This window comes from Pseudomonas sp. D1-36, assembly GCF_051132205.1.
Classification (GTDB): domain Bacteria; phylum Pseudomonadota; class Gammaproteobacteria; order Pseudomonadales; family Pseudomonadaceae; genus Aquipseudomonas.
This window is the reverse complement of record NZ_CP071674.1, coordinates 4,820,701-4,833,812: the sequence shown is the minus strand read 5'-3', so window position 1 is coordinate 4,833,812 and position 13,112 is coordinate 4,820,701. Positions and strand designations below refer to the sequence as shown.

15 protein-coding genes are annotated in these 13,112 nt (G+C 60.3%); 7 read left to right on the top strand and 8 right to left on the bottom strand.

Annotated features, from left to right (window positions below; genetic code table 11):
* Window positions 1-39 precede the first annotated feature (39 nt).
* Window positions 40-1,704 carry an energy-dependent translational throttle protein EttA gene (ettA, locus tag J3P76_RS21675; RefSeq protein ID WP_420767658.1) on the top strand — a complete coding sequence of 555 codons (1,665 nt, stop codon included), beginning with the start codon at window positions 40-42 and terminating at the stop codon, window positions 1,702-1,704.
* Between the two features lie 58 nt (window positions 1,705-1,762).
* Here ettA and J3P76_RS21670 read toward each other — a convergent pair whose 3' ends face one another.
* The 4 genes from J3P76_RS21670 to J3P76_RS21655 form a co-directional block, all read right to left on the bottom strand.
* Window positions 1,763-2,254: a GreA/GreB family elongation factor gene (locus J3P76_RS21670; protein ID WP_434562224.1), complete on the bottom strand. Its 492-nt coding sequence runs from the start codon at window positions 2,252-2,254 to the stop codon at window positions 1,763-1,765.
* A 70-nt stretch (window positions 2,255-2,324) separates the two neighbouring features.
* Window positions 2,325-2,681: a hypothetical protein gene (locus J3P76_RS21665; RefSeq protein WP_420767656.1), complete on the bottom strand. Its 357-nt coding sequence runs from the start codon at window positions 2,679-2,681 to the stop codon at window positions 2,325-2,327.
* 90 nt (window positions 2,682-2,771) lie between these two features.
* A complete protein-coding gene (locus tag J3P76_RS21660; RefSeq protein WP_434609482.1) occupies window positions 2,772-4,625 on the bottom strand; it encodes an Lnb N-terminal periplasmic domain-containing protein in 1,854 nt (617 codons plus the stop codon).
* 88 nt (window positions 4,626-4,713) lie between these two features.
* Window positions 4,714-5,202 carry a DUF3015 domain-containing protein gene (locus tag J3P76_RS21655; RefSeq protein ID WP_420767654.1) on the bottom strand — a complete coding sequence of 163 codons (489 nt, stop codon included), beginning with the start codon at window positions 5,200-5,202 and terminating at the stop codon, window positions 4,714-4,716.
* A 274-nt stretch (window positions 5,203-5,476) separates the two neighbouring features.
* Between J3P76_RS21655 and J3P76_RS21650 the strand changes: the two genes are divergently transcribed.
* The 4 genes from J3P76_RS21650 (at window position 5,477) to J3P76_RS21635 (ending at window position 9,911) form a co-directional block, all read left to right on the top strand.
* Window positions 5,477-7,915, top strand: a complete 2,439-nt coding sequence (locus J3P76_RS21650; RefSeq protein WP_434562228.1) for a Lon protease family protein — start codon at window positions 5,477-5,479, stop codon at window positions 7,913-7,915.
* 318 nt (window positions 7,916-8,233) lie between these two features.
* Entirely contained in the window at window positions 8,234-8,575 is a 342-nt protein-coding gene (locus J3P76_RS21645) for a hypothetical protein (RefSeq protein ID WP_420767652.1), read from the top strand.
* Between the two features lie 110 nt (window positions 8,576-8,685).
* Entirely contained in the window at window positions 8,686-9,174 is a 489-nt protein-coding gene (locus J3P76_RS21640; protein ID WP_420767651.1) for a TIGR00645 family protein, read from the top strand.
* Between the two features lie 119 nt (window positions 9,175-9,293).
* Window positions 9,294-9,911, top strand: a complete 618-nt coding sequence (locus J3P76_RS21635) for an FKBP-type peptidyl-prolyl cis-trans isomerase (protein ID WP_003205746.1) — start codon at window positions 9,294-9,296, stop codon at window positions 9,909-9,911.
* Window positions 9,912-10,000: 89 nt separating this feature from the next.
* Here the strand turns inward: J3P76_RS21635 and J3P76_RS21630 are convergent, their stop codons facing one another.
* The 4 genes from J3P76_RS21630 to J3P76_RS21615 form a co-directional block, all read right to left on the bottom strand.
* Entirely contained in the window at window positions 10,001-10,258 is a 258-nt protein-coding gene (locus J3P76_RS21630) for a PA4570 family protein (RefSeq protein WP_003205743.1), read from the bottom strand.
* A gap of 204 nt (window positions 10,259-10,462) precedes the next feature.
* Window positions 10,463-10,804 carry a zinc ribbon domain-containing protein YjdM gene (locus J3P76_RS21625; RefSeq protein WP_420767650.1) on the bottom strand — a complete coding sequence of 114 codons (342 nt, stop codon included), beginning with the start codon at window positions 10,802-10,804 and terminating at the stop codon, window positions 10,463-10,465.
* Between the two features lie 199 nt (window positions 10,805-11,003).
* Window positions 11,004-11,972: a polyprenyl synthetase family protein gene (locus tag J3P76_RS21620; protein WP_420767649.1), complete on the bottom strand. Its 969-nt coding sequence runs from the start codon at window positions 11,970-11,972 to the stop codon at window positions 11,004-11,006.
* 128 nt (window positions 11,973-12,100) lie between these two features.
* Window positions 12,101-12,265: a hypothetical protein gene (locus J3P76_RS21615; RefSeq protein ID WP_434701223.1), complete on the bottom strand. Its 165-nt coding sequence runs from the start codon at window positions 12,263-12,265 to the stop codon at window positions 12,101-12,103.
* A gap of 84 nt (window positions 12,266-12,349) precedes the next feature.
* Here J3P76_RS21615 and rplU point away from each other — a divergent pair, with 84 nt between their 5' ends.
* Complete coding sequence (gene rplU / locus J3P76_RS21610) at window positions 12,350-12,664, top strand: 50S ribosomal protein L21 (RefSeq protein ID WP_003176051.1); 315 nt, start codon at window positions 12,350-12,352, stop codon at window positions 12,662-12,664.
* Window positions 12,665-12,699: 35 nt separating this feature from the next.
* Window positions 12,700-12,957 (top strand): 50S ribosomal protein L27, encoded by a 258-nt coding sequence (gene rpmA / locus J3P76_RS21605; RefSeq protein WP_053153633.1) that lies wholly within the window; start codon window positions 12,700-12,702, stop codon window positions 12,955-12,957.
* Window positions 12,958-13,112 lie beyond the last annotated feature (155 nt).

The following is a 13,112-nucleotide window of genomic DNA, read 5'->3' as shown; positions in this document are numbered from 1 at the left end:
TGGCTCGTTCTTTTCACTGTCACTGACGCTAGGTTCACCATGGCTCAATACGTCTTCACCATGCATCGGCTGGGCAAAGTTGTTCCGCCGAAGCGGGAAATCCTGAAAAACATTTCTCTTTCCTTTTTCCCTGGCGCCAAGATCGGCGTACTGGGCCTCAACGGCTCGGGTAAGTCCACGCTGCTGAAAATCATGGCCGGCGTCGACAAGGAGTTCGACGGTGAAGCCCGTCCGATGCCCGACCTGAACATCGGCTACCTGCCGCAAGAGCCACAACTGGACCCGACCAAGACCGTGCGTGAAGTGGTCGAGGAAGCGGTCAGCGTGATCAAGGACGCCCAGGCGCGCCTGGACGAGGTCTACGCCGCCTACGCCGACCCGGACGCCGATTTTGACAAGCTGGCCGCCGAACAGGCCAAGCTCGAAGCGATCCTGCAGGCCAGCGACGGTCATAACCTGGATCGCCAGCTGGAAGTGGCCGCCGATGCGCTGCGCCTGCCGGCCTGGGACGCGAAAGTGGAACATCTGTCGGGCGGTGAAAAGCGTCGCGTGGCCCTGTGCCGCCTGCTGCTGTCCGCGCCGGACATGTTGCTGCTCGACGAACCGACGAACCACCTGGACGCCGACTCCGTCGCCTGGCTCGAACACTTCCTGCACGACTTCCCAGGCACCGTGGTTGCGATCACGCACGACCGTTACTTCCTGGACAACGTCGCCGGCTGGATCCTGGAACTCGACCGCGGCGCGGGCATTCCGTACGAGGGCAACTATTCGGGCTGGCTGGAAGCCAAGTCCGATCGTCTGGCCCAGGAGTCCAAGCAGCAGTCGGCCCATGAAAAAGCCATGAAGGAAGAACTGGAATGGGTGCGCAAGGGCGCCAAGGCCCGCCAGTCCAAATCCAAGGCTCGTCTGCAACGCTTCGAGGAAATGCAGTCTCAGGAATTCCAAAAGCGCAGCGAAACCAACGAGATCTACATCCCGGCCGGCCCGCGCCTGGGTGACAAGGTCATCGAATTCAAGAACGTCACCAAGGGCTACGGCGACCGCGTGTTGATCGACAACCTGTCGTTCTCCATGCCTAAAGGCGCCATTGTCGGTGTGATCGGTGGTAACGGTGCGGGTAAATCCACGCTGTTCCGCATGCTGATGGGCAAGGAAACCCCGGACTCCGGCACCATCGAGATCGGTGAAACCGTGCAACTGGCCTGCGTCGACCAGAGCCGTGAGGACCTGGACGGCAGCAAGACCGTGTTCCAGCAGATCTCTGACGGTTCCGACCAGATCCGTATCGGCAACTATGAAATCCCGTCGCGCACTTATGTCGGTCGTTTCAACTTCAAGGGCGGCGATCAGCAGAAGTTCGTCAAGGATCTCTCCGGCGGTGAGCGCGGTCGCTTGCACCTGGCGTTGACGTTGAAGGAGGGCGGTAACGTCTTGCTGCTCGACGAACCGTCCAACGACCTCGACGTCGAAACCCTGCGTTCCCTGGAAGAAGCTTTGCTGGACTTCCCGGGCGCCGCCATTGTGATCTCCCACGACCGGTGGTTCCTTGACCGCGTGGCAACTCACATCCTGGCATATGAAGACGACTCCCAAGCGGTGTTCTTCGAAGGCAACTACACCGAGTACGAAGCCGATCGCAAGAAACGCCTCGGCGAAGCCGCCGCCCAGCCGCATCGCGTACGGCACAAGAAACTGGCCTGATTCGGTCGGTTGCATGAAAAACGGAGCCTTCGGGCTCCGTTTTTCATGGACCGTGGCTTTACTTCAGGTCAATTGCCACCACCTCAATCGATAGATCCCCCGCCGGCCGCTTCCACACCACTTCATCCCCAACCTTCGCCCCCAGCAAGGCCCGCCCCAGCGGCGAGCCCCAGTTGATCAGTCCATTGGCCGCATCGGCCTGGTCTTCCCCAACCAATTGCACACACCGTTCCTGATCGTGCTCATCGGCAAAAGTCACCCAGTGCCCGATTCGCACCTGATCGCAATGGCTCGGCGTAACGACCTGGGCGCTTTGCAGGCGTTGATTGAAATATCGCAGATCCCGTTCGATATCGGCGATACGCTGCTTGTCTGCCCGCTCGCCCTGGGCAGACTGTTGGCTATGCAGTTGCTGCAGTTCGGTGACCCGTGCCTGCAATTGAGCAAGCCCCGCCGGCGTGACGTAGTTGGGCTGTGCGCTGACCTGGCGTTCGACCGGTTGATCGGCCTGGGCGGCGGCGTTGTCTTCGTTGACGAAAGCGCGACTCATAGGGTTCTCCTCTGTTGGAGTTTGGGCCATGGTCGCAAGGTTTTGGTTTCGACGGATGTCTCTGAGCGACTCACTGCGTGCGATAGGCCCGAGCGGCGTCGCGATCTTTCTCCTGCTGCCAGGCACGTTCGCGATCGTCCCAGTGGCGTTCGCGGTAGACGTCACGCTCTTCACTCTCGCGCATGGCCTGGCACTGGCGAAAGCCGTCGCTCCAGCCCTCGGCGTAGCGGGCATCCTTGAGATAACGCGGCACGTCCTTCCTGAACTGGCCTGTGATTACGCCGGCGGCTTGCCGACCGCTACTGCAGCCATCATCGAAACCGTCGGCGAAGGCCGGTGGATAACCTCGGGCAATCAAATCCTCATGGGTTGTTTCACAGCCACCGAGCAACACCAACACCCCCAATACCACCGCCGCGCGCCACATGTTTTGCGTTCCTGCCCGATCCACTCATAAAAGAAGTCTAGAAGCGGATTCGTCAGAAAGGTGGGAAAGCGCGGTGATCAATCCGTTCGTTCAGTAGTGGTACCACTTCACCTCGAGCATCACCTCGTTCTCTGGCGAGGCCAAGTGGCTGAACTCTCGCTGGGCGCTCAGGCGCAGGCCCAGGTTGCGGGACAATTCCCACTGCTGGTTCAGGCTCAGGCTACGGCGTACCTCGCCATTAACGAAGTAATCGCCCTTGGCTTCCAGGCTCAGGTTGCCCAGCGGGTTTTTCCACAGCACGCCGCTGTTGAATCCGGCGGCCGGGGCGATGAATTGAGCGAAATCGTTGTTGTGTTCGACCCGCACCGTGCCCAGTGCAAAGCCCAGTACATCTTCGCCCAGCGCCCAAGTGCCGCCCGCGCCGCCGTTGACGTGGCTGACCAGTGTTTCATCGTCATGTTTGCCCGGCACCCGCTCCAGGCCACCAGTGACCTGCCAGGACAACGGTTGCAGCAGCTCGTTGCGCGGGGTCAGGGAGCGGATGGTCGCCAGGTCCAGCTGCTGCACTTGCCAGTCGTTGCCTTCGTACTGGCGCAGCTTTAGTTGAAGGATCTCGATTTGCGCCCCCAGCGGAAAGCTTTCGGCGTTGTCGTTGAGGTCGTGATAGGCCATGCGCAGGCCGTACTCACCGAACGCACGGTCACCCCGCGTACCCAGGCCGGCCTGCCAGGTGCGCGATTCGTGGCCGTCTTCCGGAAGGCCCGGCTGTGGGATGTCCAGTTCCGGCGCGGGGTTCTGGTTGATCGCCCTCAGCAGCTCGAAACTGCGCTGGGCCCGCTGTGGATCGCGCTCCTGGCCGTTGGCGCGATAACGCTCCAGGCGGTAGGCGGCATCGATGATCAGCGCCTGGCGCTCGCGCGGTAGCGCCTTGAAGTCGGGCGTTTGCAATTGTTGCTGGTCGGCGCTGACCTTCAAAACCCACTGCTGCTCATTATCGCTGAGCGGTTCGGCGCGGCTGAGCAACTCTCGCTCCCGGGACGGGCGGTACTGGATGCTTTCCACCAGCCCGGCTTCTTTCACCGCCTTGACGGTGTCGGTGGGGATCGCCGTGAGCGGGAACTGTTCGGTCAGGCGCAGGCTGGGACGGGCGACTTGCAGCAATTCAAGCAGGCGATAGGAGCAGTTTTCGTCGAAGAAGAAATAGTCGAACTGGATCTGCTTGAGCTCCCACACATGCTCGACCATCCGTTCGGTTTCCGCCTGGCTCAGGTTCAGGCGGTATTCCCATAGGTCGCGATTCTCGAGGCTGCGGTATTCGGAGAGTTTTTCCTGGTACGGCACCAGGGCGAACAGGCCAGGGTAGCCGCCCATCAGGCCCTTCCAGGCGTAGAGGATGCTGTTATCCGAACCTTCAATGTAGGCGCCGAAGTTGATCGCGTAGCTGAGCAGCGCGGTCTTGTCGCTTTGCACATCGGCCTGGTCGATGCGCAGCAACGTATGGCCGAACATCGATGACGGGCTGTTCAGGTACGCGGCCGGGAAGATCATCACCGCGCTGTGGGGCGAAACGTCCTTGAACCATTGGGTGTAATCGCTGCAATTGACCGAGGGCAGGTCCGTCAGGTCGAGCTGCGCCTTCAGCCAGCGGGTACGCGCCGGGTACACGCACTGGACATGCTGCTGGCCGGCACTGGCCGGGCCGTACAGGGCTTGCAGCGTGGCGGTCAGTTCGCGGTCGGGATGCTCGTTGCCGTCGGGTGCGAGGAAGAATTTCTTGTCGCTGATGTAGCTGCGCCAGCCGCCGAGCTTGGCGGTTTCGTAGTGGCCAAGGGAAATCCAGAAGCGGTCATTGGCCAGTTGCTGCAAACGTTGAGGGTCGACATGAGGCGCGGCGGATAGCGGGGCGCACACACAGAGCGCCAGCCAGGCAAGGCGTTTGAGCATAGTCGGCTACTTGGAAGATCGAAAAATAAAGACCGAGAGGGCCCCAGAAAGAAAACCCGCTCCCCGAAAGGAGCGAGTGGTGTCGAGCTTAAGCTTGAGTCGCGTACTTGGCCAGGCGAGGGTCGTTTTTCAGAATGGCCAGGGTGTTGGCATGCACGTCTTCTGCGGTCACGTCAGCCTTGCTGAAGATCTGCTGGAAGTGCTCGTGGGTCACAGCGGAGAAGTGAGCGCGATCTTCCGGCGCCACACCCAGTACCACGGCGTAGGTGGTCAGCGCTTCGCCCTGACCCTTGGCCATGTCTTCGGACAGCTCGTTCATCATGCCATTCATGGCCAGCCAGGACTTGCCACCGTAGGTCAGTGCTGCGTTGGTCGAGCAGCCGTTGGTGCCGGAGGTCATGCCGAAGGTGGCGTTGCCGGAGGTGCCGTTGGTGGTGGATGCGAGGAAGTGGGCCGGGGTGCCACGCTGACCTTCGAACAGCATGTTGCCCCAACCGCAATCCGGGCCGCCCGGCGCCTGAGCCATGGCGTTGATGGATACAGCGGTGAAGAGAGTACCGAGAAGAATCCGTTTCATAGCTATGTTCTCTTTATGTGCATACCAATGGACAGGGTCTGGCCCCTACAGGAGCCAGTGGGCCGGTTATTGTTCCAGCCGCGCAGTTTGGAGTTTAGGCACGATCCGAGGGTTCCGTGACATTTTGCAAAAACATTACTGCAAACACGTTGCTTGCGGGGCTCTGCGCTGGGTTTTTCCCTCGACTATGCTTTGGCCTGAGACGCTCCTTGCCAGTCAGGTATAGGCAGCGCCAGAATGCCGCTATCTGCCCCGCCTGATGTAAGGAAGCCCGATGCCTGATCCTGTTGCTGCCAGCTTGCGTCTAGCGCCCGAAGCGCTGACCCGTCCGTTTTCCGCTGAACAGTTCAGCTTCTCTACCACCAATGATCTGGAGCCCTTCCGCGGTGTGCTTGGCCAGGAGCGTGCGGTCGAAGCATTGCAGTTCGGTGTGGCGATGCCACGCCCCGGTTACAACGTATTCGTCATGGGTGAGCCCGGTACTGGCCGGTTCTCTTTCGTCAAGCGCTACCTCAAGGCCGAAGGCAAGCGCATGCAGACCCCGTCGGACTGGGTCTATGTCAATAACTTCGATGAGCCTCGCGAGCCACGCGCCCTGGAGCTGCCCTCGGGTACGGCGGGCACGTTCATCGGCGATATCAATGGCCTTATCGACAATCTGCTGGCGACTTTTCCGGCCGTGTTCGAGCACCCGTCCTACCAGCAGAAAAAAAGCGCCATCGACCGCGCCTTCAACCAGCGCTACGACCGCGCTCTCGATGTGATCGAGCGCCTGGCATTGGAAAAGGATGTCGCGCTGTACCGTGACAGCAGCAACATCGCGTTCACGCCGATGAGCGAGGGCAAGGCGCTGGACGAGGCGGAGTTCGCCCAACTGCCGGAGGCCGAGCGCGAGCGGTTCCACGAAGATATTTCCGGCCTGGAGGAGCGCCTGAACGAAGAGCTCGCCAGCCTCCCGCAGTGGAAACGCGAATCCAACAACCAGTTGCGTCAGCTCAACGAAGAAACCATCACCCTGGCCTTACAGCCTTTGCTGGCGCCGTTGTCGGAAAAGTACGCCGAGAACGCCGCGGTTTGTGGGTATCTGCAAGCCATGCAGGTCTATCTGCTCAAGACCGTGGTCGAACAACTGGTGGACGACAGCAAGACCGACGCCGTCGCCCGCAAGCTGCTGGAAGAGCAATACGCGCCGAGCCTGGTCGTCGGCCATCCGGCGAGCGGTGGCGCGCCGGTGGTGTTCGAGCCGCACCCGACCTACGACAACCTGTTCGGGCGCATCGAGTACAGCACCGACCAGGGCGCGCTCTACACCACGTATCGGCAGTTGCGCCCAGGCGCCTTGCACCGTGCCAACGGTGGTTTTCTGATCCTGGAAGCGGAAAAGATGCTCGGCGAGCCGTTCGTGTGGGATGCGCTCAAGCGTGCCCTGCAGTCGCGCAAGCTGAAAATGGAGTCGCCACTGGGCGAGTTGGGGCGGCTGGCGACGGTCACCCTGACGCCGCAGCACATCCCGTTGCAGGTCAAGGTCGTGATCATCGGCGCGCGCCAGCTCTATTACGCCTTGCAGGACCTGGATTCGGATTTCCAGGAAATGTTTCGCGTACTGGTGGACTTCGATGAAGACATCCCGATGGGCGACGAGAGCCTGGAGCAGTTTGCCCAGTTGCTCAAGACACGCACCTCGGAAGAGGGCATGGCGCCGCTGACCGCCGATGCGGTGGCGCGCCTGGCGACTTACAGTGCGCGTCTGGCCGAACACCAGGGACGCCTTTCGGCGCGTATCGGTGACCTTTTCCAACTGGTCAGCGAGGCGGATTTCATACGCCAACTGGCCGGTGACGAGATGACCGATGCCGGTCACATCGAGCGCGCCTTGAAGGCCAAGGCAACCCGCACCGGGCGTGTCTCGGCGCGAATCCTCGACGACATGCTGGCGGGGATCATCCTCATCGACACCGACGGCGCGGCCGTGGGCAAGTGCAACGGGTTGACGGTACTTGAGGTGGGCGACTCTGCGTTCGGTGTCCCGGCGCGCATTTCGGCCACGGTATATCCCGGCGGCAGCGGTATCGTCGACATCGAGCGAGAGGTCAACCTCGGCCAGCCGATCCACTCCAAGGGTGTGATGATTCTTACCGGCTACCTGGGAAGCCGGTATGCCCAGGAATTCCCGCTAGCGATCTCGGCCAGCATCGCCCTGGAGCAGTCCTACGGCTATGTGGACGGCGACAGCGCATCCCTCGGCGAAGCTTGCACGCTGATCTCGGCCTTGTCGAAGACGCCATTGAAGCAGTGCTTCGCCATCACCGGCTCGATCAACCAATTTGGTGAAGTGCAGGCGGTGGGTGGGGTCAACGAGAAGATCGAAGGCTTCTTCCGCCTCTGTGAAGCCCGCGGGCTGACAGGCGAGCAGGGGGCGATCATTCCCCAGGCCAACGTTGCGACGCTGATGCTCGATGAAAAAGTGCTGGCCGCCGTGCGCGCCGGGCAATTCCACGTCTACGCCGTGCGCCAGGCCGACGAAGCCCTGAGCCTGCTGGTGGGCGAACCCGCGGGCGAGCCGGACGAGAACGGCGAGTTCCCGGAGGGCAGCGTCAATGCGCGCGTGGTGGAGCGGCTGCGGGTTATCGCGGAAATGATCAGCGAGGACGATATCAAGGAGGCGGAAAAGGAACTGGCGCAGCAGGCGCTGGCGGAGGCCAAGCCGGCTTGAGGATTTTCTCGATATCGGAAACCTAATTGTGGGAGCGAGCCTGCTCGCGATAGCGGATGGACAGTCGACATCATTGTTGCTGTCCATCCGCCTTCGCGAGCAGGCTCGCTCCCACACTGTTTTGTTGTGGATCATTTTCTTAATGCGCCACCAGTTTGGCGTCAATATTCACACTGTGACCGCTCGGCGCATTCTGGTTTCGAAATCCTTCGCCGCCGGAACTTTTCTCCTATCCTCAGTTCAAGGATAACGAGAGCCATCATTGGATCGAAACAGCCCCGCCTGGGCTGAATACCGGATCTACCGAGGGGCGCCGCCATGTCGCGCAACCTTTGCCTTACCCGCCAGTGCCTGGGCCTGGTGACCCGCATTGAATGTGCTGTCCGTCCGCTCGCTGGAGACACGGGCATGTGGACCGTGCTCTTCGCCGCCGGAATGGCCGGTGAGCAACCTTCCGCCATCAAGGCCCAGGGGCCGTTTCCCGGGCCGACCGCCGCAGAAACCATACTCGACACCATCGTCCAGAGCCTGACAACCCACGGTTATGAACTGGCCGACGATCCGCAGATCTGGTCCCTGCACATGCAGGCGCAACTGCGGGAGATCAACGGAGGGCGTTGTCGCAACGTTGGCGGTTTCGAGTTTCGTCCGCTTCAGTGAGTCGTCCAAGGGCATGCTCCGCCAGTAGATCCGCAGGCCGGACCGGCGTTTGTCGGTAGGGGCGTGGCTGGTATACTCGCCGCGTTTTTTCAGCCCTGGTGTGAGACTCAATGGAACGCTTTATCGAAAATGCAATGTACGCCTCCCGTTGGCTGCTGGCGCCGATCTACTTCGGGCTGTCTCTGGGCTTGCTGGCCCTGGCGCTGAAATTCTTCCAGGAAGTCTTTCACGTCATCCCCAACGTGTTTTCCATGGCCGAGTCCGAGCTGATCCTGGTACTGCTGTCGCTGATCGACATGGCGCTGGTGGGCGGTTTGCTGGTCATGGTGATGATCTCCGGCTATGAGAATTTCGTCTCGCAACTGGACATCGATTCCGACAAGGAAAAGCTCAACTGGCTGGGCACCATGGACTCTTCATCCCTGAAGATGAAGGTGGCCGCGTCGATCGTAGCCATCTCTTCCATCCATTTGTTGCGTATCTTCATGGATGCCAAGAATGTCGATCCCGACCACCTGATGTGGTACGTGATCATCCACATGACGTTCGTGGTGTCGGCCTTCGCCATGGGGTATCTGGACAAGCTGACCAAGCACTGAGGTTCGTCACGCGCTGCGGCATCTGTGCTAGTCTGCTCGCCCTTTTGGTTCCGGGCGCTCCGGGAGGCGCTGTGTACGCACGGCAACTTCCCGGGCCGTCCGCACAGCGGAGCAGCATCATGTCCGAAGTTAACCTGTCCACCGACGAAACACGCGTCAGCTACGGCATTGGCCGTCAGTTGGGCGACCAACTGCGCGACAATCCGCCACCGGGCGTGAGCCTGGACGCGATCCTGGCCGGCCTGACCGACGCGTTCGCCGGCAAGCCAAGCCGCGTGGGCCAGGACGAGATGTCCGCCAGCTTCAAGGTCATCCGTGAAATCATGCAAGCGGAAGCCGCCGCCAAGGCTGAGGCCGCTGCGGGCGAAGGTCGTGCGTTCCTGGCTGAAAATGCCAAGCGCGAAGGCATCACCACCCTGGCCTCCGGCCTGCAATTCGAAGTGCTGACCCAGGGTGAAGGCGCCAAGCCGACCCGTGAAGACCAGGTGCGCACCCATTACCACGGCACCCTGATCGACGGCACTGTGTTCGACAGTTCCTACGATCGTGGCCAGCCAGCCGAATTCCCGGTAGGCGGCGTGATTCCTGGCTGGACCGAGGCGCTGCAACTGATGAACGCCGGCAGTAAATGGCGTTTGTACGTGCCTAGCGAGCTGGCCTACGGCGCCCAGGGCGTTGGCAGCATCCCGCCGCACAGCGTGCTGGTGTTCGACGTCGAGCTGTTGGACGTATTGTAAGACCCTGTCCGGTTTTTACAGCCGGACAAAAAACTGTGGGAGCGAGCCGCACCATCGCTCCCACAGGTTCTCCCACAGGTTATTTATGCTCATCCATGGAATCTGCCGCTGAAATCACCCGTTGGGCGCAACGCCCGGGCGTAGCAGAACAGGAACAGGTTTCGCACCAACTCCTTTAGCACCAGCGGTTCGCTGGAGTTGAGGCTGTTGAGGTCCAGATCCCCCTGGTCCTGCAGCTCATTCAAGGCTTCTTCTTCAAGCACCGCACAGACTTCCCCGGTTTCCCGGTGCAGGATCCTCAGGTAGGGATGTGGACGGTCCAGCCAGGCATCGATCAAATAAGTCATGGTTCTCATCTCCTTGATGGGTTCGATGAGAATAATTCTTATTCGCTAAATAGCAAGTCTCTATTGGCGCAACGGTTTTTTTCTGACGATGGGTTGTGAAAGCCCAAGCGGGTTGGAATCCCGTGGGGTCGCACAAAATAGGGTTGGGGAGGGGGAAGACAAGCACCATCCCACGCGGGGCATGGGATGGGAAATACAACAGATTCAGACTTTTCTGACGAACTCGGATTTAAGCTTCATCGGGCCGATGCCGTCGATCTTGCAGTCGATATCGTGATCGCCATCGCATAGGCGGATGTTCTTGACCTTGGTGCCAACCTTGACCACCAGGGAAGTGCCCTTGACCTTGAGGTCCTTGATCACGGTAATGGTATCGCCGTCCTGCAGGACGTTGCCGACCGAATCCTTCTTCACGATGTCGTCGGATGGCGCTTGCGCTTCGCCGCCGGCGGACCATTCATGGGCGCACTCCGGGCAGACCAGCTGGGTACCGTCTTCGTAGGTGTATTCGGAATTGCATTTCGGACAGGGAGGCAACGTGCTCACTAAGGTTCCTTGGTATCAGGAGGGCAAAAGGGCGCACATTGTATAGGGTTTTGTTGCCAGGAGGGTGATACGGGGCTTTTGTGGCGAGGGAGCTTGCTCCCGGTGGGCTGCGCAGCCGCCCCCTTATGGCACTTGCGGTCGCTGCGCAACCGAGCGGGAGCAAGCTCCCTCGCCACAAAAGCTCGCCGTTTTCATGCAATCAATGGGTGCGGGCGACCGCAAACTCGCTCAGTTCCACCAGCGCATCGCGGTACTCGCTGGCCGGTAGGGCGTCGAGGCACTTGATTGCGCGGGCGACGTAGTCCTGGGCCAATTTCGCGGTGTATTCCAGCGATCCGGAAGCTTCGACCGCGATCCGGATGCTCTCCAGGTCCTCGATCCCGCCTTTCTGGATCGCCTGGCGTACCAAAGCTGCCTGTTCAGGTGTGCCTTCACGCATGGTGTAGATCAGCGGCAGGGTCGGCTTGCCTTCGGCCAGGTCGTCACCGACGTTCTTGCCCAGGGTCTCGGCGTCGCCCTTGTAGTCCAGCAGGTCGTCCACCAGCTGGAAGGCCACGCCCAGGTGGTCGCCAAAGGTGCGCAGGGCTTCGCTCTGCTCGGCGGTGGCACCGGCCAGGGCGGCGGCGCTGTGGGTCGAGGCTTCGAAGAGCATCGCGGTCTTGCCGCGAATGACCTCCATGTAGGTTTCTTCGGTGGTGCTGGCATCGCGCACCTTGGACAACTGCAGCACTTCGCCTTCGGCGATGATGCGCGTGGCCTGGGACAGGATCTTCATTACCGGCATCGAGCCCAGCTCGACCATCATTTCGAACGAGCGCGAGTACAGGAAATCACCCACCAGCACGCTCGGGGCGTTGCCCCACATGGCGTTGGCGGTCGAACGGCCACGGCGCATGCCGGACATGTCGACGACGTCGTCATGCAGCAGGGTCGCGGTGTGCAGGAATTCGATGGTGGCGGCGAGCAGGCGCATGTCGTCGCCTTCGCGACCCAGTGCCTTGCCGCACAGTAGCACCAATAAAGGACGCAGGCGCTTGCCGCCGGCCGACGTGATGTAGTCGCCGATTTTCGATACCAGCGGCACGCGGGACGTCAGCTGCTTCTTGATGATACCGTCGACGGCACTAAAATCGTCCGCCACTGCGCGGTAGAAAGCTTGGGGTTGCATCAGCGACAGGCGCTCCAGAAGGGTTGCGCGGCATGCTAGGACCCACGTCCGCAGGTGTCAAGGCGCGACCAGACCCTGTTAAAGCTGCTGCGCTCGGTAATCCTGCGTCAAAAACAGGCTCGGAATGCTCATTTACAGCCTGTAAACTCCGCTTCCTCGCCTGTTTTTTCCTTGTCTTCCCTTCGCTCGCGACGCTTTAACAGTGTCTGGCGGCTACTTGCAAGGCTGTTGCGGCTTGCGTACAATCGCGCACCCTGAACTTCCTGGGCAGCACCTGCCTTACGCAATTGCATCCGGGCCTTCCAGCCCATGCAGCCATGCCAGCCAATACCTCTTCTTATAAAGCGCTGGGTGAGCAGGATTATCGGAGAAATACCATGTCGTATGCAGTAATCGTTACTGGTGGCAAGCAATACAAGGTCGCCCCAGGTGAATACCTGAAGATCGAAAAACTGGAAATCGCTACCGGCGAATCCGTGACTTTTGATCGCGTTCTGTTGGTCGCCAATGGCGATGACGTGAATATCGGCGCTCCAGTCGTTGCTGGCGCTACCGTTGTGGCTGAAGTGATCTCCCAAGGTCGTCACGATAAAGTCCGCATCATCAAGTTCCGTCGTCGTAAGCACCACATGAAGCGTATGGGCCACCGCCAGTGGTACACCGAGATCAAAATCACCGGTATTCAGGCTTAATTTCAGCCTAATTCCTCACTAGGAGAATTGAACTCATGGCACACAAAAAAGCTGGTGGTAGTACCCGTAACGGTCGCGACTCAGAAGCCAAACGCCTTGGCGTGAAGATGTATGGCGGCCAGGCTATCAAAGCGGGCAACATCATCGTGCGTCAGCGCGGCACCCAATTCCACGCTGGCTACGGCGTTGGCATGGGTAAGGATCACACCCTCTTCGCTAAAATCGAAGGCGTGATCAAGTTCGAAGTAAAAGGCGCCTTCGGTCGTCGTTACGTAAGCGTTATCGCAGCTTAATTGCGAGACCGCTGGAAAAGCCCTGTCTTGCGACGGGGCTTTTTCGTTTGTGGGGTGAGTCTCTTGCAAAACTGTTTGTATGGGCTGTCGGCGCTGCGGTTGGGGCGTGTTTTGAGGTCGCTGCGCTCATTTTTGCAAGAGTCTTATGTCTTGTT

What these genes read in the sequence shown, in the direction of transcription:
- ettA (WP_420767658.1), top strand. Translation starts at nt 40, where the DNA reads ATGGCTCAATACGTCTTCACCATGCATCGGCTGGGCAAAGTTGTTCCG.
- J3P76_RS21670 (WP_434562224.1), bottom strand. Translation starts at nt 2,254, where the DNA reads ATGAGTCGCGCTTTCGTCAACGAAGACAACGCCGCCGCCCAGGCCGAT.
- J3P76_RS21665 (WP_420767656.1), bottom strand. Translation starts at nt 2,681, where the DNA reads ATGTGGCGCGCGGCGGTGGTATTGGGGGTGTTGGTGTTGCTCGGTGGC.
- J3P76_RS21660 (WP_434609482.1), bottom strand. Translation starts at nt 4,625, where the DNA reads ATGCTCAAACGCCTTGCCTGGCTGGCGCTCTGTGTGTGCGCCCCGCTA.
- J3P76_RS21655 (WP_420767654.1), bottom strand. Translation starts at nt 5,202, where the DNA reads ATGAAACGGATTCTTCTCGGTACTCTCTTCACCGCTGTATCCATCAAC.
- J3P76_RS21650 (WP_434562228.1), top strand. Translation starts at nt 5,477, where the DNA reads ATGCCTGATCCTGTTGCTGCCAGCTTGCGTCTAGCGCCCGAAGCGCTG.
- J3P76_RS21645 (WP_420767652.1), top strand. Translation starts at nt 8,234, where the DNA reads ATGTCGCGCAACCTTTGCCTTACCCGCCAGTGCCTGGGCCTGGTGACC.
- J3P76_RS21640 (WP_420767651.1), top strand. Translation starts at nt 8,686, where the DNA reads ATGGAACGCTTTATCGAAAATGCAATGTACGCCTCCCGTTGGCTGCTG.
- J3P76_RS21635 (WP_003205746.1), top strand. Translation starts at nt 9,294, where the DNA reads ATGTCCGAAGTTAACCTGTCCACCGACGAAACACGCGTCAGCTACGGC.
- J3P76_RS21630 (WP_003205743.1), bottom strand. Translation starts at nt 10,258, where the DNA reads ATGACTTATTTGATCGATGCCTGGCTGGACCGTCCACATCCCTACCTG.
- J3P76_RS21620 (WP_420767649.1), bottom strand. Translation starts at nt 11,972, where the DNA reads ATGCAACCCCAAGCTTTCTACCGCGCAGTGGCGGACGATTTTAGTGCC.
- J3P76_RS21615 (WP_434701223.1), bottom strand. Translation starts at nt 12,265, where the DNA reads ATGCAATTGCGTAAGGCAGGTGCTGCCCAGGAAGTTCAGGGTGCGCGA.
- rplU (WP_003176051.1), top strand. Translation starts at nt 12,350, where the DNA reads ATGTCGTATGCAGTAATCGTTACTGGTGGCAAGCAATACAAGGTCGCC.
- rpmA (WP_053153633.1), top strand. Translation starts at nt 12,700, where the DNA reads ATGGCACACAAAAAAGCTGGTGGTAGTACCCGTAACGGTCGCGACTCA.